A 21,114-nucleotide genomic window follows, 5' to 3' on the forward strand; every position below is an offset into this window, starting at 1 on the left:
AGCTGAGCCGTTCGGGTCGCCTCCCGTCAAGAGGTTGAACTGATTCCGGGGTGTGCGCGGACCGTCGCGGAGCGCTATGTGGGGGTACGCGCTTTCTGCCTCCGGCGGGCCGGTGCGGCTGGTCGGGGGTGCGCGACTCGGCCCAGCCCCCACCGGCCCGGGCTACTTCAGGGCCCCCGCCGTAAGCCCCTGCACCACCTGCCGCTGGAAGATGATGTACGCGGCCAGCACCGGCAGCATCGCCATCACCAGGCCCGCGAACAGGCCCGACCAGTCGCCCTTGTAGCCCTGGCTGACCGCCAGCTGGACCAGGCCCTGGGTGAGGACGCGTTTGTCGGGGTCGGTGTTGAGGACCGTGGGGAGCATGTACTGATTCCACTGGCCCAGGAAGTTGAAGATGCCGACGCTGATCAGGCCCGGCTTGGCCATGGGCAGCATGATCTGGAAGAACGTGCGGCTGTGGGACGCGCCGTCCACGAAGGCCGCTTCGGCGATCGACGTCGGCAGGGTACGGAAGAACGCCGTGAGGAAGAACACCGTGAACGGCAGCGAGTAGGCGATGTAGACCAGGATCAGGCCGTGGATGGTGTTCAGCAGGCCCATGTTGTTCACGACGTAGAACAGCGGGACCAGCGCGAGCATGATCGGGAAGCTCATGCCGCCGATGAACAGGAAGTAGATGAAGCGGTTGCCCGGGAAGTCGAAGCGGGCCAGGACGTAGGCCGCCATGGAGCCCAGCACCAGCGTGCCGACGAGCGAACCGCCCACCACCAGGACCGTGTTGAGGAAGTAGTCGCTCATGTTGGCCTGGGTCCACGCCCGCGACCAGTTGTCGAAGTGCAGGGAGTCCGGGAGCGACCAGGGCGAGCTGAAGATGGAGCGGTCGTCCTTGAAGGACGTCATGACCGCCCAGAGCAGCGGCAGGACCACCATGAACGCCCAGATGACCAGGACGCCGTGGGAGAAGACGTTGAGGACCGTGCCCTCCTTCTTCTCCTTCCCGGGAGGGGGCGGCCCGATGTCGGTCTTGGTGATCGGGGCTCCGGACTCGGCCGGGAGCGGCGCGGGGGTTTCGGTCGTCTTCATCGGTCAGTACTCCAGCCGCTCGCGACGGCCCAGCCGCATCACCACGGCGGCGAAGGCCAGCGTGACGACGAGCAGGGCGACACCGATGGTGGTGGCGTAGGCGGCCTGCCCGTCACGGAACGCCTTCTGGTACACGTACAGGACCATGACGGTGGTCGAGTAGTCGGGACCGCCCGGCCCGGTCGTCATGATCTGCACGACCGCGAACGACTCGGCGCCCAGGGCGAGGATGCCCATGTAGACCCAGCCGGACTGCACCGTGTCCCAGAGGAGGGGCAGGGTGATCCGGAAGAACGTGGTGACGCGGTTCGCGCCGTCCAGCAGGGCAGCCTCGTACATGTCCGAGGGGATGGAGGCCATGCCGGCGGAGAAGAGGACCACGAAGAAGCCGACCGTGGACCAGACCAGGACCCCCATCACCGCCCACAGGGCCAGATCGGGGTCGCCCAGCCACAGGGGCTGGACGTCGTCCAGGCCGATACCGCGCAGGAGCGAGTTGATCGCACCGCTGTCCGGGTTGTACGCGAACGCGAACATCAGCGCGACGATGGCGATCGAGAGGACCTGCGGGAAGAAATAGACGATTTTGTAGAACGAGGAGCCCCGGACACCGGTGACCACCGGGCCGTTCTTCCTCTTTCTGCCGCCCACGTTGATCATGAAGGCGAAGAACAGCGCGAGGCCGATCGTCACCACCGGCAGCAGGAGGGCGAACAGCAGGCTGTGCTGCAACGACTTCCAGAAGATCTCGTCGTCGAGCATGCGGCTGTAGTTGTCGAAACCGACCATCTTGAATTCGGGGCTCAGGCCGGTCCAGTCCGTGAACGAGTAATAGATGGACTGGATGAACGGCCAGACCACGAAGAGCGCGTACAGTCCCAGGGGCAACGCGAGGAAGCCCACGATGAACCGGTACTTGCCGTGCTGCATCGCCACTCCGGTGCCGTGTGCGGAATTTGGGTTTTCCGGTGCCGTTACTGGTGCTTGTAGTGCTTGATGGAGTCGTCCTTGGCGGTCTCGTCGGCGAAGGCCTGGATCTTCTTGATGGCCTCGGCGGGAGTCAGGCGGCCGGCCATCATCTCGCCCAGGCCCGAGACGCCGATCTTCTCCTTCTGCAACTGCACGTACCAGTCCTGCATACGGGGATTCACCACGTTCTCGCCGGCCTTGTCCAGGGCCGCGACACCGGATTTCAGACCGGGGGTGAGGGCGATGCCGTCGGTGCCGCCGTTGTACGCGGTCAGCGACTTCACCTTGCCGGTGAAGTTCTTCGAGGAGGCCTCGCTGAGCATGATGCGCAGTTGCTCCATGCCGCCGGCGGCGTTCTTCGCCTTGGCCGGGACGATGAAGGGCTCGCCGCCGGAGGCCCAGATCGTTCCGAACGGCATCTTGTCGGAGGAGTCGATGCCGGTGGGCGCGGAGACGGCCAGGTCGAAGTCCTTCGGGATGACGTTCGCCGACTCGTTCTCCACCCAGGAGCCGTTCGGGATGAACAGTGCCTTGCCCTCGGCCCAGGCCGTCTGCGACTGGATGTGGTCCAGGCCCGGGGTGCCCTTGAGGACGTAGCCCTTCTTGTAGAGCTCGTAGTACGCCTCGAAGCAGGCCTTGACGGCCGGGTGCTTCCAGGCGTTCGGCTCCAGGTTGTCGATCGCGTCGAGGACCTCGCGGCCGCCGACCTTGCCGATCATCGGGTAGAGCGCGAAGGGGAGGTAGTACGGGTATTTGCCCGCATACGTCCAGCCGGCCATGCCCTTCTTCTTGGCCTTCGCGCAGACCGCGAGCATCTGGTCCCAGGTCTCGGGGTACTGCTCGTCGAGCGAGTCCAGGGCCTTCTGCGAGTACCAGACGCCGTACACCGTGTAGGCGTAGTACAGGATCCAGACCTTCTCGCCGTCGAACTGGCCCATCTCCACGATGCCGGGGCGCAGCGTGTCACGGACCTTCTTGTCCGGGTCGTCGTAGGAGGGCGCGTCCAGCAGCGGGGTGAGGTCGGTGAGCTGGTCCTTGCCGACCAGGACGCCCATGTCCATCTGCTCGGCGCCGGAGTTGTCGATGAGGTCCGGCGGGGTGCCCTGGTTGAAGCGGGGCTGGAGCGTGGACTGGATCTTCTGGGTGGCGGAGAACTTCACCTTCACCTTGGGGAAGTTCTTCTCGTAGATCTTCACGGCGTCCTCGGCGTACTCCTTGCCGAAACCGCCGTCGAACAGGACGAATTCCATACCGGCCGTGTCGTTGACGGCGAGCGGGTTCTTCGCGGTCTTCTTGCCGGCCTTCGCCTTGTCACCGCTGTCGTCGCCGCCGCTGCTCGCGCAGGCGGACAGGAAGCTCATGGTGGGGACGGAGATCAGCCCGAGTGCGGCAGACCTCTTGATCAGATCACGGCGGCCGACACCCTCGGTGCCGTGGTTCTCGGCGGAAGTGGATCCCATGCTCAAGTCCTCGCCTTCTCCAGGACTCAGGCGGTGAACCGGATCCTCCCCGGCACCGCGATCGGGTCAAGCTGGGTCGTGCAGGAACGTGCGGGTGGTGATGTGCAGATCGGGTGAAGCGTGCGACAGGTATAGTCCACTTCCCGCCAGCGGATCAACATCGAACACAGAGTTGGCCGTGGGTCTTATCCGAGTTGAGACCTCGCGGAAGCATGGGCGGCCTGCGGGTGCTCCGCCGGAAATATCCCGGTCGTCGCGCCCGAATGCCACAGGCAACACCCTTGACACTCCCCGTCACTTGGGCGACTACTGGTCCTTGCGCATCGAAGGTGACAACGTTGTCCACTGCGCAGGGAGGGTACCCGTTGATGCAGCGGAAAGCTCGGCACAGATGGGGTTCGGCGGTCGTGTCGGCGACCGCCTTCGCTTTGGCCCTGGGTTCGCAGGGCGTTGCGGTCGCACTGTCGCAGGCCCCCGGAAAACCGGATCGGAAATTCGCGTCCTCCTTCGAGGCGGACAACCCGGTTCCGGACTGGGTGAACACCGTCGACACCGGCCCCGACGGCGCCGAGCGGGCCTCAGGAGTCGACGGCGGCTACAGCAGCGGCATACCGGGCAATGTGACCGACCAGGTCACCGACGTCCGGGCGAGTGCCGAGAACGCGGGCGGCGGCGAGGTGAAGGAGAACCTCGTCGACGGTGAACCGAGTACCAAGTGGCTCACCTTCGAGCCTTCCGGCTGGGCCGAGTTCGACCTGGACAAGCCGGTCAAACTGGCGCAATACGCACTGACGTCGGCCAACGACCACGACGAGCGCGACCCGAAGGACTGGGCTCTGAAGGGGTCCGCCGACGGCAAGGACTGGAAAACCCTGGACACCCGCTCCGGCGAGACCTTCTCCGAGCGGTTCCGGACGAAGACGTACGACCTCGCCGAACCGGGTGAGTACCGGCACTTCCGGCTGGACGTCACCGGGAACAACGGTGGCGACATCCTCCAGCTCGCCGACCTCCAGCTGTCCACGGGCGGCACCGACGGGCCCGTCCCGCAGGACATGCTCTCCCTGGTCGACCGCGGCCCCAGCGGCTCCCCCACCGCCAAGGCGGGCGCCGGGTTCACCGGAAAGCGGGCTCTGCGGTACGCCGGCCGGCACACCACCGGGGGGCGGGCGTACTCGTACAACAAGATCTTCGACGTGAACGTGGCCGTCGGCCGGAACACGCGGCTGGCCTACCGCGTCTTCCCGTCGATGGCGGACGGCGACCTCGACTACGACGCCACGAACGTCTCCGTCGACCTCGCCTTCACCGACGGCACCCACCTGAGCGAGCTGCGCGCCACCGACCAGCACGGCTTCCCGCTGACCCCGCAGGGGCAGGGCGCGGCGAAGATCCTCTACGTCAACCAGTGGAACGACGTGGCCTCGCGGATCGGGTCGGTCGCGGCCGGGAAGACCGTGGACCGGATCCTGGTGGCGTACGACTCCGCCAAGGGCCCGGCGAGGTTCCGGGGCTGGCTGGACGACATCAGCATCGAGTCCGTCGCGCCCGAGCGGCCGAAGGCACATCGGTCGGACTACGCGGTGACCACCCGCGGGACGAACTCCAGCGGCGGGTTCTCGCGGGGCAACAACTTTCCGGCGACGGCGGTGCCGCACGGCTTCAACTTCTGGACGCCGGTGACCAACGCGGGTTCGCTCAGCTGGCTGTACGACTACGCGCGGGCGAACAACGCGGACAACCTGCCGACGATCCAGGCGTTCAGCGCCAGCCACGAGCCGAGCCCTTGGATGGGTGACCGGCAGACGTTCCAGGTGATGCCGTCCGTGGCCACCGGGACCCCGGAGTACGGGCGGGAGGCCCGGGAGCTGGCCTTCCGGCACGAGAACGAGACGGCGCGGCCGTACTACTACGGGGTGCGGTTCGAGAACGGGCTGAAGGCCGAGATGGCACCGACCGACCACGCGGCGGTGCTGCGCTTCACCTACCCGGGCGACGACGCGAGCGTTCTCTTCGACAACGTGACGGACCAGGCAGGGCTGACGCTCGACAAGGACAACGGCATCGTCACCGGCTACTCGGACGTCAAGTCCGGGCTGTCGGCGGGCGCGACCCGGCTGTTCGTCCACGGCGAGTTCGACCAGCCGGTGACCGGGGGCGACTCCAGCGGCGTCAAGGGCCACCTGCGCTTCAAGGCCGACGACCGGACCGTCACCCTGCGCCTGGCGACCTCGCTCATCAGTCTCGACCAGGCCGAGGACAACCTCCGCCGGGAGATCCCGGAGGGCCGGTCCTTCGAGGCGGTGAAGAAGAGCGCCCAGCGGCAGTGGGACCGGCTGCTGGGCAGGGTCGAGGTGGAGGGCGCGACCCCCGACCAGCTGACGACCCTCTACTCCAGCCTGTACCGGCTCTACCTGTACCCGAACTCCGGGTTCGAGAAGGTCGGCGGCAGGCACAAGTACGCCTCGCCCTTCTCCCCCATGCCGACCCCGGACACCCCGACGCACACCGGCGCGAAGATCGTCGACGGCGAGGTGTACGTCAACAACGGCTTCTGGGACACCTACCGGACGACCTGGCCCGCGTACTCGCTCCTGACCCCGTCCCGGGCGAGCGAGCTGGTCGACGGATTCGTGCAGCAGTACAAGGACGGCGGCTGGACCTCACGCTGGTCCTCCCCCGGCTACGCGGACCTCATGACGGGCACGTCCTCGGACGTGGCGTTCGCGGACGCGTACGTCAAGGGCGTCGACTTCGACGCCGAGGCGGCGTACGACGCGGCGGTGAAGAACGCCACGGTCGTACCGCCGAACCCGGGCGTCGGCCGCAAGGGCATGGCCACCTCCCCCTTCCTCGGCTACACGAGCACCGAGACACACGAGGGCCTGTCCTGGGCGCTGGAGGGCTACCTCAACGACTACGGCATCTCCCGCATGGGCCGCAGGCTCTACGAGGAGACCGGCGAGCGGCGCTACCAGGAGGAGTCGGAGTACTTCCTGAACCGCGCCCGGGGCTATGTGAACCTCTTCGACTCGAAGGCCGGGTTCTTCCAGGGCCGGGACGCGAAGGGCGACTGGCGGGTGGAGTCCTCGAAGTACGACCCGCGCGTCTGGGGCCACGACTACACCGAGACCAACGGGTACGGCTACGCCTTCACCGCCCCGCAGGACAGCCGGGGTCTGGCGAACCTGTACGGCGGCCGGAAGGGTCTGGCGGACAAGCTCGACGACTACTTCTCCACCCCGGAGACGGCCTCCCCCGAGTTCGTCGGCTCCTACGGCGGTGTCATCCACGAGATGACCGAGGCGCGGGACGTCCGGATGGGCATGTACGGGCACTCCAACCAGGTGGCCCACCACGCGATCTACATGTACGACGCGGCCGGGCAGCCCTGGAAGGCGCAGGAGAAGGTCCGCGAGGTGCTGTCCCGGCTGTACACGGGCAGCGCGATCGGGCAGGGCTACCACGGTGACGAGGACAACGGCGAGCAGTCGGCCTGGTTCCTGTTCTCCGCGCTCGGCTTCTACCCGCTGGTGATGGGCAGCGGCGAGTACGCGATCGGATCGCCCCTGTTCACCAAGGCGACCGTGCGTCTGGACAGCGGGCGCGAGCTGGTGGTGAAGGCGCCGCGCAACAGCGCGAGGAACGTGTACGTGCAGGGGCTGAAGGTCAACGGCCGCGCGTGGACGAAGACGTCGCTGCCGCACGCGCTGGTCGCCGAGGGCGGTGTCCTGGAGTTCGACATGGGCGCGCGGCCGTCGTCCTGGGGCACGGGCGAGCACGCGGCGCCCGTGTCGATCACCCGGGACGACGAGGTGCCGGCGCCGCGCCGGGACGTGCTGGAAGGTGACGGCGCCCTGTTCGACGACACGTCGGCGACGGACGCGACGACGACCTCCGTGGATCTGCCGGTCCCCGCGGGCGCCGAGGCGGTCCAGTACACGCTGACCTCGTCGGCCGACCGGGCGAAGGCACCGGCCGGATGGACGCTCCAGGGCTCCTCCGACGGCACCACGTGGCGGACGCTGGACCGGCGCTCCGCGGAGTCCTTCGCCTGGGACAGGCAGACCCGCGCGTTCTCCGTGAGGTCGCCGGGTACGTACGAGAAGTACCGCCTGGTCCTCGACGGCGAGGCCACCCTGGCGGAGGTGGAACTGCTCTCCTGAGCAACCGAGTTGGGGGTCCGATGCCGCTTCCCGTGCCCGTCCTGCCCGAGGGCGTCGACCCGGCCTGGCTGCCGCCCGCCGCCTTCCGGTCGGTCGGAGGCCGGCGGACGCTGATCCGTGGATCGGGTCCGCTGGTGGAGACGGTGCACGGGGAGGTGGCGGACGCCTGCCGACGGTTCGGGGGCCGGGTCGTGCGCGGTGCCGAGCCGGGGGACGGCGCGTACGACCTGGTCCTCGACCTCGGCGTCCATGACCTCGGTGACGAGGACTACACGGTCGCCCGGGAGGGCGGCACCACGACCGTCACCGCCTTCGGCGGACGCGGGCTGCTGTACGGCCTGTTCCATCTCGTACGGCTCGGTGAAGCGGCGTTCTCCGGCGCGTGGACGCCAAAGACCCATCGCCCCGCTCTCACGCTGCGCATGCTCGACCACTGGGACAACGTCGCCGTGCACCCGGTGATGGGCCAGGTGGAGCGCGGGTACGCGGGCGGCTCGCTGTTCTGGGAGGACGGCAGGGCACGGGACGAACTCGACCGGGTGCGGGCGTACGGCAGGCTGCTCGCCGCGTGCGGGATCAACGCGCTGTCGGTGAACAACGTCAACGTGCACGCGACCGAGGCGCGTCTGCTGACCGATCGCCTCGATGAGGTGGCCGCCATCGCGGGGGCGTTGCGTCCCTACGGCGTCCGCACCCATCTGTCGGTCTCCTTCGCGTCCCCGGTCATGCTGGGCGGGCTGCCCACGGCCGATCCGCTGGACGAGGCCGTGCGCGGCTGGTGGGCCGAGGCGACGCGGCGGGTGTACGAGGCGATACCAGACTTCGGCGGGTACGTGGTGAAGGCCGACTCGGAGGGGCAGCCGGGTCCGTTCGCGTACGGCCGCAGTCACGCCGAGGGCGCGAACCTGCTGGCGGCGGCGCTGGAGCCGTTCGGCGGCACGGTGCACTGGCGGGCGTTCGTCTACGACCACCGCCAGGACTGGCGGGACCGCACGACGGACCGGGCGCGGGCGGCGTACGACCATTTCGTGCCGCTGGACGGGGAGTTCGCGGACCATGCCGTGCTGCAGGTGAAGCACGGGCCGATGGACTTCCAGGTGCGGGAGCCGGTCTCGCCGCTGATCGGGGCCATGCCGCGGACCCGGCTGGCGGTGGAGCTGCAGGTCACCCAGGAGTACACCGGGCAGCAGCGGCACACGTGCTGGCTGGGCCCGATGTGGAGCGAAGTGCTGCGGTTCCGGATCCAACAGGGTTCGACCGTGGGCGAGTCGGCGCGGGGCGGGCTCGTCGCGGTGTCGAACGTCGGTGACGACCCGTTCTGGACGGGGCATCCGCTGGCGCAGGCCAATCTGTACACGTTCGGCCGGCTGGCCTGGCAGCCGGACGCCGAGCCGGGCGCGGTGCTCGACGAGTGGATCGCGCTCACCTTCCCGGACGCCCCGGCACGGCTGGCCGACGGGCTGCACGCCGTGCTCGACGGCTCGTGGCGGACGTACGAGAAGTACACCGCTCCCCTGGGCGTCGGGTTCATGGTGCAGCCGGGGCACCACTACGGGCCGAGTGTGGAGGGGTACGAGTACAGCCCCTGGGGGACCTATCACTTCGCCGACCGGGACGGCATCGGGGTCGAGCGCGGTGTGACGGGCGGTACGGGGTTCGCCGGGCAGTACGGCACACCGTGGGCCGAGCTGTACGAGTCGCCGAAGACCTGCCCGGACGAGCTGCTGCTGTTCTTCCACCATGTGCCGTACGGGCATGTGCTCAAGAGCGGGAAGACGGTGGTCCAGCACATCTACGACACCCACTTCGAGGGGGTCGAGGAGGTCGAGGAGGCCCGGGCGGTGTGGGCCTCGCTGGCCGGGCTGGTGGACCCGGCGCGCCATGCCCGGGTGACGGAGCGCTACGAGGAGCAGCTGCGCAGTGCCCGTGAATGGCGGGACCAGGTCAACAGTTACTTCTTCCGCGCATCCGGGGTGCCGGACGAGCGAGGGCGGCGGATCCACTGAAGGATCGCCACGCCCAGCGGGTCGAGTATCAGGGGTTCGCCCTCGTCCACCCGCTTGCCGGTGAGGAGGTCGGTGGCCGTGCCGAGCGCTGTCAGGTGGGCCGGTTCGGTGGCGTGGTTGAGGAGGAAGAGCAGGCGGGTCCCGTCGGGGGCGACCCGGCTCGCGGCCTCCACCGCCGGCTGGTCGGCATAGGGGCCGAGCAGGTCGTGGCGGGTCAGGATCCGCCGGACGACCTGGGCGGTGCCCGGCTGGTCGAGGGCGGTGGCGACGTACCAGGCCTCGCCGTCGCCGAAGGGGTGGCGGGTGACGGCGGGGGTGCCCGCGTAGAAGTCGGTGCCGTAGCCGGCGACGGGTTCGGCGCCGCGCGGGAGCACGATCTCGAAGACCAGCCGGGCCCGGGCCCCCAGCTCGGGGACGGTCTGGGTGAACTCCGGCGGGCGGGCGTCCCATTCGTCGACGCGGATGCCCATGAGGGGCGCGAGCGGGCCGGGCACGTCGGTGAGGAAGGCGCGGTCGTGCTCGTCGACGCGGCCGGAGAGGAACGTGGTCAGGACCGTGCCGCCGCGGGCGGCCACGGCTTCGAGGCGCCGGGCGAGGTCCCCCTTGACCATGTGCAGGACGGGGGCGAGGACCACGTCGTAGGGCGTGAGGTCGGCGGTCTGCGGGATCACGTCCACGTCGGCGCCGGCCTCGCGGGCCGCCCGGTAATACGCGTGGACCACGTCCGGGTACTTCACCAGCCGGGACGGGCCGTCGGAGATCTCCAGGGCCCACCAGCTGTCCCAGTCGAACAGGAGCGCGGTGCGGGCGGGGGTCCGCGCACCGAGGGTCCGCTCCCCCAGGGCCTCCAGCTCCCTGCCCAGGGAGGCGACTTCCCGGAAGACCCGGGTGTCGTCGCGGCCCGAGTGGCCGATGACGGCCCCGTGGTACTTCTCGCAGGCGCCTCGTGAGGCGCGCAGCTGGAAGTACAGGGTGGCGTCGGCGCCGTGGGCGATGGCCTGGAAGGTGGCGAGGCGGAGCTCGCCGGGGCGCCGCAGCGGGTTGACGTCACGGCAGGCCGTCGTCGACGGGGTCTGCTCCATCAGCCAGAACGGGGCGCCGTCCTTGAGGCCGCGCATCAGGTCGTGGGCGAGGGCGGGCCGGGTCGGCGGGGCGTCCAGGGCCGGGTAGTTGTCCCAGGACGCGAAGTCGAGGTGGGGCGCCCAGCGGTGGTAGTCGAGGGGGCGAAAGAGGCCCATGAAGTTGGTGGTGACAGGGGTGTCGGGGTCGTGGGCGCGGATCACCTCCTTCTCGGCCAGGAAGCAGCCGAGGAGGGCGTCGGTGGTGAAGCGGAGGTAGTCCAGGGTGATGCCCTGGAAAGCGGTGTGGTCGGGGCCGCGCCAGTGCTCGGTGAGGGCGTTCGGCGGTTCTGCCTGGTCCCAGGAGGTGTAGCGGTGGGACCAGAAGGTGGTGCACCAGGCGTCGTTGAGGGCGTCGAGGGTGCCGTGCCGGTCCCGGAGCCACTCCCGGAAAGCCCCGGCGCACAGCTCGCAGTAACAGGAGCCGCCGTACTCGTTGTTGATGTGCCAGGCGAGCAGGGCCGGGTGGTGCGCGTACCGTTCGGCCAGACGGGAGGCCATGGCGGTGGCGTGCTCGCGGTACGCCGGTGAGGTGGGGCAGAAGGCGTGGCGCTGGCCGTGGCGGTGGCGGCGGCCCTCGAAGTCGGTGCGGTTGACCTCGGGGTGCCGTTGGGCGAGCCAGGGCGGGACGGCGGCGGTGCCGGTGGCCAGGCACACCCGGCGTCCCTCGTCGGCGGCCAGGTCCAGGATGCGGTCCAGGGTCGTGAAGTCGTAGGTGCCCGGGGCGGGTTGGGTGAGGGACCAGGTGAAGACGCCGACGGTGAGGGTGTCGATGCCGGCCCGTGTGAACAGGCGGTGGTCCTCGTCCCAGACCTCCCGCGGCCACTGCTCGGGGTTGTAGTCGCCGCCGTAGCGGATCTTGTGCGTCATGCGGTGAAGTCCTTCCGCGTCTCGGCGATCACCGAGCGGCTGCCGTGCAGCAGGGACAGCAGCAGCGGAGCGGCCAGCAGAGCGGGCAGGGCCTCGGTCAGCAGGGTCGCCGACGCGGCCGTCAGGATCAGCAGGGAGGCGGCGGCGAGGGTGGCGCGGCCGTGCCGGAACAGGAAGTACGCGGCGAGGCGGGCGGTGTCGCGGGCGCGGAAGGCGAACAGGGACGTGAGGACGAGGGCGTGCGCGCCCCAGAGGAGGGAGCCGGTGCCGATCACCGCGAGCAGCAGCGCCCACCAGCCGGGCAGACCGGTGGCGGAGAAGTGCGTGAGGGTGAAGGCGATGACCGTCAGCCATGTCAGCAGGGGTGTCCACAGCTTCAGCGCCGGTACGGCGTTGAGCCGCCAGCCGCGCAGGTAGGCCCGGGCCGGGTGCAGCTCGGTGAGGTCGCGGCTGCGGTGGTGGAGGGCGTAGAGCGCGGCGGTCAGGGCCGGTCCGAGGGGCAGCAGGCACAGGGCGGCGAGGGGGAGGTTGGCGGGGTCGGGTCGGAGCAGGAGCAGTGCGGCCAGGCCCGGGGAGGCGGTGAGGAGGAGCAGCGCCTCGACGGTCAGGAGGGTGTGGATCAGGGCGCAGGCGCGGGAGAGGGTGCCGGTGCCGAAGTCGGAGGTGCGCGCGGTGCTCATGCGGCGGCTGCCCGGCCGGGCAGCCGCCGCACGTGCCGGACGCCCCGCCACGCCCGGGGCCGCACCGCCGTGCCACAGGTGAGCCGGCCGCGGGGCGGGTCGGCGACGCGGATCACCCGTTCTCCTTCTTGAACCGCTCGTAGGCCTTGTTGTGCAGGTCGACGAGCTGCTGCATGTTCTTCGACTTCAGCTCGGCGAGGTAGGAGTTCCACTGGGACAGCGGGCGCTTGCCGAGGACGAACTGGAGGGTGTTCTGGATGACGTGGTCCTTGAGCGGGGTCTCCCAGAGGGTGGCCTGCTCCTGCTCGAAGGACTGCAGGGGGTGGGCCGGGTCGATGGGCAGTTGCCGGCGCTTGGCCATGGCGTCCTGGAACTTCTTCTCGTCCGGGCTGAACATCGAGGAGACGAGCTCCCAGCTGCCGCCGTAGGCGAAGACGCCGTTGTAGAAGCCGAAGTCCTTCTGCATGTCCTTCGGGGCGTCCGGGTCGGAGCCCATGAGGCTGATGCCGGGCTTCGGCCGGTACCGGCCGACGGAGCGCGTGTGGGTGACGCCCTCGACGCCCCAGCGGGCCAGCCGCTGGCCCTCGTCGGAGTACCAGAGCCAGTCCACGAACTGCATCATGGCGACGAAGTCGTCGCTCTTCAGCGCCTTGCTGGAGATCATGACACCGTTCTCCAGCCGGCTGCCGCCCAGCACGACGGGACCGGCGGGCCCGAGCGGCACCGGCACCATCTCGATCCTCGCGCCCTTGACCTGCTTCTCCAGGTTGTACCGGTAGTCCTGCACCAGCACCTGCGGGTTGGCGCTCATCGCGTAGGACTTCTCGGCGAGCAGCTTCTGCAGCGCCTGGTCGTCGGTCTGGCTGAAGCTCTCGGGGTCCATGAGCTTCTCGGCGACGAGTCGGCGCAGGTACTCGATCATCTGGCGGTAGGCGTCCTGTGCGCCGGTGAAGACGTACTTCTGCGCCTTGTGGTCGAAGCTGATGTTGTCGTACGACCAGCCCGCCTTCACCCCGTACGCCTGGCCGAGGTACATGAACAACGCCCCGCACGGGAACGGGGTGTTGGTGCTCCAGCGGTCGGTGAAGGGGTACTTTCCGGGGTGCTCCTCCTTGAGCGCCTTGAGGACGTCGTACACCTCGTCCCAGGTGGTGGGCAGGCTCAGGCCGTGCTGGTCGAGGACGTCCGTGCGCAAGGACAGCGAGTAGCCGGCCTTGGGCTTCTCGTGCAGTCCGGGCAGCAGGTAGTAGCTGCCGTCGGACTGGCGGATCGAGTCGAGCTCGGGCTCCAGCTTCCACTTGCGCACCTTCTCGCGGAAGTTGGGCATCAGCTTCACGTAGTCGCTGACCGGGAGGATCGCGCCCGAGGAGACGAAGGCGACCTCGGAGGGGTGGTACGTCTTCGGGATCAGCAAGGGTGCGTCGCCCGCGCCGATGAGGACGCTGCGCTTCTTCTCGTAGTCGGCCAGCGGGACGTCGACCGGCTTGAGGGTCACGCCGGTGCGCTTGGTGACCTCCTTCCAGAACAGCCAGTTGTTCTTCATCGGGTAGACCGGGTTGTTGTTGTGCAGCACCGAGAAGGACAGCGGCCGGGACGCCTTGAACTGCTGCCCGGCCCGGTAGCTCTTCATGGCCCCGTTCTGTTTCTTCGACAAGTCCTTGCCGTCACCGCCGTCGTCCCCGCCGCCGCAGCCGGTGACCGTGGCGAGGCCGATGAAGCCGGCCGCGGCGAGTATCCGGCGCCGCGACAGCTGTCCTTCGTTGTTCACGGGAACCCCCTTGTTCCGTATGTCAGTCGAGGAGAGGTGCGGCGGTCAGCCCTTGACCGCGCCGAGCATCACGCCCGAGACGAAGTAGCGCTGGACGAACGGGTACACGCAGAGGATCGGCAGGGCGGTGAGGACGATGGTCACCGACTGGATGTTCGCGCCGACCTGGCTGAGCTGCTCGGTTCCGGCACCGGCGTTGCCGCCGCCGGTGGCGCCCTGGATGAGGTTGCGCAGATAGACCGTGACCGGCATCAGCTCGGTCCGGTCCATGTAGAGGAACGCGCTGAACCAGGAGTTCCAGAAGGACACCGAGTAGAAGAGCACCATGGTCGCCACGACCGCCTTGGACAGCGGCAGCACGATCCTCAGCAGGGTGCCGTAGGTGCTCAGGCCGTCGATCTGCGCGGCCTCCTCCAGTTCCGTCGGCAGGTTCTCGAAGAAGGCCTTCATCACCAGCAGGTTGAAGACGCTGATCGCGTTCGGCAGGGCGATCGCCCACACGCTGTTCTTCAGGCCGAGGCTGGTGACCAGGATGTAGTTCGGGATCAGGCCGCCGGTGAAGAACATGGTGAACACGGCGATGCCGACGAGCACGCCCCGGCCCCTGAGGTGCTTCTTCGACAGGACGTAGGCGTAACAGGTCGTCAGCACCATGGCGACCGCCGTCGCCACCACCGTGTAGAGCACGGTGTTGCCGTAGTTCCGCCAGAACATCGAGTCCTGGAACACGATCTCGTACGTGGTGAGGTTGAACCCCTTGGGCAGCAGGGTCACCTCACCGGCACGGATCTGCCGCTCCCCGCTGAAGGACCGCGCGATGATGTTGACGAACGGGTAGAGGGTCACCAGCACGACGAGCGTGAGGATCACCCCGTTGACGCCCTGGAAGGCCCGCTGGGAGCGGCTCGGCCTCACCACAGGCTCGTCCCCACCGTGCGGCGCGAGAGCGTGTTGGCGGACGTGATCAGGACCAGGCCGATGATCGCCTCGAACAGGCCGATGGCGGCGGCGTAGCTGAAGCTGTTGGACTCCACGCCGGCGCGGTAGACGTACGTCGAGATCACATCCGCGGTGGGATAGGTCAGCGGGTTGTACAGCAGCAGCACCTTCTCGAAGCCGACCGCCATGAACGTGCCGACGTTGAGGATCAGCAGCGTGATCATGGTGGGGCGGATGCCGGGCAGGGTGACGTGCCAGATCTGCTGCCAGCGGCCCGCGCCGTCGATGCGGGCGGCTTCGTACAGGTCCTCGTCGATCGTGGTGAGCGCGGCGAGGTAGAGGATCGTGCCCCAGCCGGCGGTCTGCCAGATCTCGGAACCGACGTAGACGGTGCGGAACCATCCGGGTTCCTGGATGAAGCGGACCGGGTCGTGGCCGAGCAGGCCGAGGACGTGGTTGACGGGGCCGTCGCTCGCCAGCATCTGCATCGTGATGCCCGCGACGATCACGATCGACAGGAAGTGCGGGAGGTACGACACCGACTGCACGAACCGCTTCAGGGAGCGCCGGCGCACCTCGTTCAGCAGCAGCGCGAGCACGATCGGGATCGGGAAACAGAAGACGAGCGTGAGCCCGCCCAGCCACAGGGTGTTGCGGAACACCTGCCAGAAGGTGGGGTCGCTGAGGAACATCCGCACATAGCGCAGCCCCACCCAGTCCTCGCCGAAGATCGAACCGCCGGGCTCGAAGCGCCGGAAGGCGATCACGTTGCCGATCATCGGCAGATAGCGGAAGACCAGGAAGAACAGCAGCGGCAGGATCGCCAGCGAGTACAACTGCCAGTCGCGGCGCAGTGCCCGCCGCCGACCGGTCCGGGCGGGCGCCCGCTTGCCGCGCCGGGGAGCGGCCCGGGCCGACGGCTGGTCCTGGGCCCCCGGCGGGGCCGATGTGGTGGACGTGCTCATTGCTCGGGCCTCCCGTGGACATGGGACGCGGAACCGAAACTTTCGAGCTCCTACCGGTAACTTGCGGCAACTTATGGGGCTTAGAAAGCGCTGTCAATGGGTGCTGCGACACTCGGACGGGGCGCCTGTGGCGCGTTGGAATCCCACCGTCGCTGGGTAGGACCCCGGAGTCAACCGCCCTTGCCCGGCCGCAAGTTTCTGGATGACCACCGACTCCTGCGAGGTGCCGCCGTGCCCGCGTTCGACCTGCCGCTGTCCCAACTGGAGCGCCACCGCCCGGACATCGAGGAGCCCGCCGACTTCGACGCCTTCTGGCAGGACACCCTGAAGGCGGCCGGGGAGGCGGACCCGGTGGTGTCGGTGCGGCCGGTGGAGACGGGCCTTCGGCTGACGCGGACCTGGGACGTGACGTTCCGCGGTTTCGCGGGTGACCCGGTGCGGGCGTGGTTCAGCCGGCCGGCCGGGGTGGGCGAACCGCTGCCCGCCGTGGTCGAGTTCGCCGGCTACGGGCGCGGACGCGGCCTTCCGCACGAGCGCCTGACGTGGGTCAACGCCGGGTACGCGCATCTGCTCATGGACAACCGCGGCCAGGGCGACCAGTACGGGTGCGGCGGCGACACACCCGATCCGCACGCCGTCGCGCCGGGCGGGCCCGGGCCGGCGGTGCGCGGGCTGCTCGCCGCCGAGGACTACCACTACCGGCGCCTGATCACGGACGCGGTACGCGCCGTCGCGGCCGTAGGGGAGCTGCCGGGTGTCGATCCCGGGCGGATCGCCGCCGTGGGCAACAGCCAGGGGGGCGGGGTGGCCCTGGCGGTCGCGGGGCTCGTGCCCGGCCTGGCGGCACTGCTGACCACGGCGCCGCTGCTGTGCGGGATCCGGCGCGCCCTGGACCTCACGGACGCCGGGCCCTACGGCGAGATCGCCGCCTACCTCTCCGTCCACCGGGGCACCGAGTACGCCGCCTTTCGCACCCTCTCCTATGTCGAGGGCGTCTCCTTCGCCCGCCGCGCACAGGCCCCGGCCCACTTCGGGGTGGGACTGCGGGACACGGTGTGCCCGCCGAGCGGGGCGTACGCCGCCTTCAACCGCTACGCCGAACTGACCGGCACGGACCCCCGCAGGGAGATCCACGCCTATCCGTTCAACGGGCACGAGGGCGGCGAAGCGGTGCAGGTGCGGCGCCAACTGGCCTGGCTGCGAGAGGTGCTGGACTGACAGCGGGGCGGCGCGAGGCCGACGGGCCTGCCGATGGCGCGGCCCGGAGGCTGCGCCATCCTGCCGTCCCCTCCCAAGGTCACCCCGCGACCGGGGACTCCGCGGTGCAGCCGCCGGCGCTCACCAGGCCCTTCGCGCTCTGCTCCTCGATCACCTTGCCCTTGTGGATGATCTTGCAGGTGATCTGGGAGCCCTCGGGGTCCGCGGCCACGGGCATGACCGCCGCGGGCATGATGCCGCGCAGCGTGACCGTCTTCTTCCAGGGCAGTTCGGGCTTCGACACCGACTCGATCTTCGGCTCCATGGCCTTGCCCCCGCCGCCGTGGAATTCGATCGAGTCGATGTTCTTCCCTGTCACCTCGTAGGTGACCTCGTACGTCTCGTCCACCGCCTTGTCGACCTGGTCGACCGCCTCGGAGCATGCGGTGAGGCCGAGCGCGAGGCCGGCGACGGCGACGGAACAGACGGCTGCGCGAAGGGTGCGCTTCAAAGGGATCCCCCCCGGATCATGATGGTCGAGCCCCGCAGCCAACCGCAAAGGGAAAGTAAAGTCAACTCCCGCCGTGCGCAGGCCTGTCGGGCCCTCGCGGGTGACGGCCGCCCGTCACTCGCCCCGCCTCCGGCGGAGGTGTTCGGCACATCAGCAGGGGTCCGGGCCCGGACCTTGCCCCCTTAGCCGTTTACATCTGTGCCGCCGGGCGCTAACTTCCGCAAGAGGCGGGGTGGGAGCGCTCCCATCACGGTGGACCGGAACCCGCCATCGAGTCGCTCCCATCCCGCGCATCCGTGCACACGCATCCGCAGGCCCGTACCCCCACGAACGGATGATGCTGTCATGATCCTGACAAGAAGGCCCGGAGGATCCACGACGCCCGGCCCGGCGCTCCCCTCCCGGGCCAAAGCCCTCTTCCTCGTGCTGCTCTCCCTCCTCGTCACCGTCCCGGCCATCGGCCTGGTCATGACGACCGGTGGCGAGGCGGAGGCGCACGGCACCCCCATGAAGCCCGGCAGCCGTACCTTCCTGTGCTGGCAGGACGGTCTGACGGACACCGGCGAGATCAAGCCCGTCAATCCCGCCTGCCGGGGCGCGCAGCAGGTCAGCGGCACCACGCCGTTCTACAACTGGTTCTCGGTGCTGCGCTCGGACGGCGCCGGCCGCACCCGGGGCTTCGTGCCGGACGGGGAGCTGTGCAGCGGCGGCAACCCCAACTTCACCGGGTTCAACACGCCCAGCAAGGACTGGCCGCTGACCCACCTCACCTCGGGCGCGACGGTCGACTTCTCGTACAACGCCTGGGCGGCGCACCCGGGTTGGTTCTACGTCTACATCACCAAGGACGGCTTCGACCCGACCAGGACGCTCACCTGGAACGACATGGAGGCCCAGCCGTTCCTGAGCGTCGACCACCCGCCGCTGAAGGGCTCCCCGGGCACGGTCGAGGCCAACTACTCCTGGACGGGCAAGCTGCCCGCCGGCAAGTCGGGCCGCCACATCATCTACATGGTCTGGCAGCGCTCCGACAGCCAGGAGACCTTCTACTCCTGCTCCGATGTCGTCTTCGACGGCGGCAACGGCGAGGTGACCGGCATCAAGGAGCCGGGCAACCCGTCCGAGCCGGTCCCCGGCACCTGCACGGCCACCCGCAGGACGACCGGCACCTGGAACGGCGGCTACCAGTCCGAGGTGACCGTCACCAACACCGGCACGGTCCCGATGCTCGGCTGGATGGTCGACTGGACCCTCCCGGCGGGCCAGAAGGTCGACAGCCTGTGGAGCGGCAGCGCGACCTACAACGGCCAGGCGGTGATGGTTCACAACGCCAACTGGAACGGCTCCCTCGCACCAGGCAAGAGCACGACGTTCGGATACGTCGTCTCGGGGTCGGGGGGTGACGGTACGAGCAGTCTGCCCTGCCGGGTGGGCTGAACCACCGCACGAGGCGGGCCCGGTGACCGGGGCGACGGTGACCGGGCCCGTCGGCACGAGGACGCGGGCCGGGGGGCGGGCGGAGCGCGCCCACCGGTTGGCTCCTCGGATTCCGGGCCGCGTAGGTTGGCGCCATGGCGGAGGGGGCGAGGGCCGCGACCGAGTCGGCGGCCACGAACGAACAGACCGGTACACACCGGCCGGCGCGGAGCGGCAAGAGGAACCAGGGCGGGCCGGGCCGCTCGTCCCTCTGGATGGCACTGGGCACGATGGTGTCCCGGGCGACGGGGCTGATCCGGCAGGTGCTCCAGGCGGCGGCGCTGGGCACGGGGCTGCTGGCGAGCACGTACAACACCGCGAACACCGTGCCGACGAGTCTGTACACCCTGGTGATCGGCGGTGCGCTCAACGCCGTGCTGGTGCCGCAGCTGGTCCGGGCGCGGGCCACCGAGGCCGACGGTGGAAGGGCCTACGAGCAGCGGCTGGTGACGCTCGTCCTGTGCGTCCTGGCCGCCGGGACGGCGCTGGCCGTGTGGGCCGCGCCGCAGATCGTGGGCCTGTACATGCGCGACACCGCCGGCAGCCACGAGGCCTTCGAACTGACCGTGGTCTTCGCCCGGTTCCTGCTGCCGCAGATCTTCTTCTACGGCCTGTTCGGCATCCTGGGACAGGTGCTGAACGCCCGGGAGAAGTTCGGCGCGATGATGTGGACGCCGGTGCTGAACAACGTCGTGCTGATCGGCATGTTCGCCGCGTACCTGGGGCTGATGACGGTCCCGGACCGGGTGGAGGACATCACCGCGACGCAGGTGCGGCTGCTGGGGCTGGGCACGACGGCCGGCATCGCCGCGCAGGCCCTCGCGCTGATCCCCTTCCTGCGCTCCGCGGGCTTCCGCTTCCGGCCCCGCTTCGACTGGCGGGGCACCGGCCTGGGCAAGAGCGTCCATGCCGCCAAGTGGACGTTGCTGTTCGTCCTGGTCAACCAGGTCGCGCTGACCGTGGTGACGAACTTCGCCAACGCGGCGGACCAGGCACTGCCGGATGCCGGTGCCGGCTACACGGCCTACATGTACGCGCAGACCATCTGGATGCTGCCGCAGTCGATCGTGACCGTCTCCCTGGTGACCGCGCTGTTGCCGCGGATGAGCGGGGCCGCCGCCGAGGGCCGGGTCGCCGAGCTGCGTGCCGATCTCTCGTGGGCGCTGCGGGTCAGCGGAGTCGTCATCGTGCCGGCCGGGTTCCTCTTCGTGGCGCTGGGCCCTCAGATCTCTGCGGTGCTGTTCGCCCACGGGGCGGCCGACGCGGCATCCGCCCAGCCGCTCGGGCAGATGCTCCAGGCGTTCGGGCCGGGGCTGATCCCGTTCTCGGCGCAGTACCTCCTCCTGCGTGGCTTCTACGCCTTCGGGGACACCCGCACGCCGTTCTTCATGGCGACGTGGATCGCCGCGGTGAACATCGCGCTGGTCACCCTCTGCCACCTGCTGCTGCCCGCGCGCTGGGCGGTGACCGGCATGGCCGGTGCCTACACCGTGTCGTACCTGGCCGGGCTGGCCGTCACGGCATGGCGGTTGCGCGGCAGGCTCGGCGGCCGGCTCGACGAAGGGGAGCTGCGCCGCACGTACACGAAACTGGTGGGCGCCGCCGCCCTCGCCGCGGGGCTGGGCTGGGGAGCCGCCCGGGCCTGTGCCGCGTCACTGGGCACCGGCACCTGGTCCACCGCGCTGAGCCTCGCCGCCGGAACGGTCGTGATGGCGTCGGGCTACCTCGCCCTGACCCGCCTGATGAGGGTCCGCGAACTGCGCGGCTTCACCGGCCGGCGGTGACGGCGCCCTGTCGGCTCGCCCGGGCGGCGTCCGGCTCGAGGAACAGGGGCAGATGGCCCCATATGTCGTGGTTGTCCAGGTGTGCGATTCTGTTGTGTGGGTGCCCTGCCGCTCGTGTG

The 21,114-nt window shown here is 69.4% G+C and carries 14 protein-coding genes; 5 read left to right on the plus strand and 9 right to left on the minus strand.

Annotated features, from left to right (window positions below; all coding sequences use genetic code 11):
* Positions 1-162 precede the first annotated feature (162 nt).
* From FDO69_RS04420 to ngcE, 3 genes are read right to left on the minus strand one after another with little or no spacing between them, the layout of a single operon-like run.
* Positions 163-1,086, minus strand: a complete 924-nt coding sequence (locus tag FDO69_RS04420) for a carbohydrate ABC transporter permease (protein WP_104778370.1) — start codon at positions 1,084-1,086, stop codon at positions 163-165.
* 3 nt (positions 1,087-1,089) lie between these two features.
* Positions 1,090-2,016, minus strand: coding sequence for a carbohydrate ABC transporter permease (locus tag FDO69_RS04425; RefSeq protein ID WP_104778372.1), 927 nt, complete (start codon positions 2,014-2,016; stop codon positions 1,090-1,092).
* Between the two features lie 44 nt (positions 2,017-2,060).
* Positions 2,061-3,515 carry an N-acetylglucosamine/diacetylchitobiose ABC transporter substrate-binding protein gene (gene ngcE, locus FDO69_RS04430; RefSeq protein WP_104778373.1) on the minus strand — a complete coding sequence of 485 codons (1,455 nt, stop codon included), beginning with the start codon at positions 3,513-3,515 and terminating at the stop codon, positions 2,061-2,063.
* Between the two features lie 368 nt (positions 3,516-3,883).
* Between ngcE and FDO69_RS04435 the strand changes: the two genes are divergently transcribed.
* Both FDO69_RS04435 and FDO69_RS04440 read left to right on the plus strand, forming a co-directional pair.
* Entirely contained in the window at positions 3,884-7,681 is a 3,798-nt protein-coding gene (locus FDO69_RS04435) for a GH92 family glycosyl hydrolase (protein ID WP_170320836.1), read from the plus strand.
* A gap of 20 nt (positions 7,682-7,701) precedes the next feature.
* A complete protein-coding gene (locus FDO69_RS04440; protein WP_104778375.1) occupies positions 7,702-9,687 on the plus strand; it encodes an alpha-glucuronidase in 1,986 nt (661 codons plus the stop codon).
* Here the strand turns inward: FDO69_RS04440 and FDO69_RS04445 are convergent.
* The 5 genes from FDO69_RS04445 to FDO69_RS04465 all read right to left on the minus strand — a co-directional run bounded on the left by FDO69_RS04445 (position 9,633) and on the right by FDO69_RS04465 (position 16,027).
* Positions 9,633-11,675 (minus strand): beta-galactosidase, encoded by a 2,043-nt coding sequence (locus FDO69_RS04445; RefSeq protein ID WP_104778377.1) that lies wholly within the window; start codon positions 11,673-11,675, stop codon positions 9,633-9,635. The two genes, FDO69_RS04440 and FDO69_RS04445, sit on opposite strands and share 55 nt — an antisense overlap.
* Positions 11,672-12,355 (minus strand): hypothetical protein, encoded by a 684-nt coding sequence (locus FDO69_RS04450; protein ID WP_104778379.1) that lies wholly within the window; start codon positions 12,353-12,355, stop codon positions 11,672-11,674. Before FDO69_RS04450 ends, FDO69_RS04445 begins: the two co-directional genes overlap by 4 nt.
* 112 nt (positions 12,356-12,467) lie before the next feature.
* Positions 12,468-14,123, minus strand: coding sequence for an ABC transporter substrate-binding protein (locus FDO69_RS04455; RefSeq protein WP_104778382.1), 1,656 nt, complete (start codon positions 14,121-14,123; stop codon positions 12,468-12,470).
* A 45-nt stretch (positions 14,124-14,168) separates the two neighbouring features.
* Positions 14,169-15,041 carry a carbohydrate ABC transporter permease gene (locus FDO69_RS04460; protein WP_104778383.1) on the minus strand — a complete coding sequence of 291 codons (873 nt, stop codon included), beginning with the start codon at positions 15,039-15,041 and terminating at the stop codon, positions 14,169-14,171.
* Positions 15,035-16,027 carry an ABC transporter permease gene (locus FDO69_RS04465; RefSeq protein WP_104778384.1) on the minus strand — a complete coding sequence of 331 codons (993 nt, stop codon included), beginning with the start codon at positions 16,025-16,027 and terminating at the stop codon, positions 15,035-15,037. The genes FDO69_RS04460 and FDO69_RS04465 overlap by 7 nt, the downstream gene beginning before the upstream one ends.
* 231 nt (positions 16,028-16,258) lie before the next feature.
* Between FDO69_RS04465 and FDO69_RS04470 the strand changes: the two genes are divergently transcribed.
* The gene (locus tag FDO69_RS04470) at positions 16,259-17,245 is read left to right on the plus strand and encodes an acetylxylan esterase (RefSeq protein ID WP_104778502.1); all 987 of its coding nucleotides are present in this window, start codon (positions 16,259-16,261) and stop codon (positions 17,243-17,245) included.
* A 79-nt stretch (positions 17,246-17,324) separates the two neighbouring features.
* Here the strand turns inward: FDO69_RS04470 and FDO69_RS04475 are convergent, their stop codons facing one another.
* The gene (locus tag FDO69_RS04475; protein ID WP_104778386.1) at positions 17,325-17,735 is read right to left on the minus strand and encodes an MmpS family transport accessory protein; all 411 of its coding nucleotides are present in this window, start codon (positions 17,733-17,735) and stop codon (positions 17,325-17,327) included.
* A 345-nt stretch (positions 17,736-18,080) separates the two neighbouring features.
* Between FDO69_RS04475 and FDO69_RS04480 the strand changes: the two genes are divergently transcribed.
* Positions 18,081-19,172, plus strand: a complete 1,092-nt coding sequence (locus FDO69_RS04480; protein ID WP_104778388.1) for a lytic polysaccharide monooxygenase auxiliary activity family 9 protein — start codon at positions 18,081-18,083, stop codon at positions 19,170-19,172.
* Positions 19,173-19,306: 134 nt separating this feature from the next.
* On the plus strand, positions 19,307-20,995 hold the full coding sequence (gene murJ, locus FDO69_RS04485) for a murein biosynthesis integral membrane protein MurJ (RefSeq protein ID WP_104778390.1): 1,689 nt from the start codon (positions 19,307-19,309) through the stop codon (positions 20,993-20,995).
* Positions 20,996-21,114 lie beyond the last annotated feature (119 nt).

Source organism: Streptomyces tibetensis, assembly GCF_007655005.1.
GTDB classification, from domain to species: domain Bacteria; phylum Actinomycetota; class Actinomycetes; order Streptomycetales; family Streptomycetaceae; genus Streptomyces; species Streptomyces tibetensis.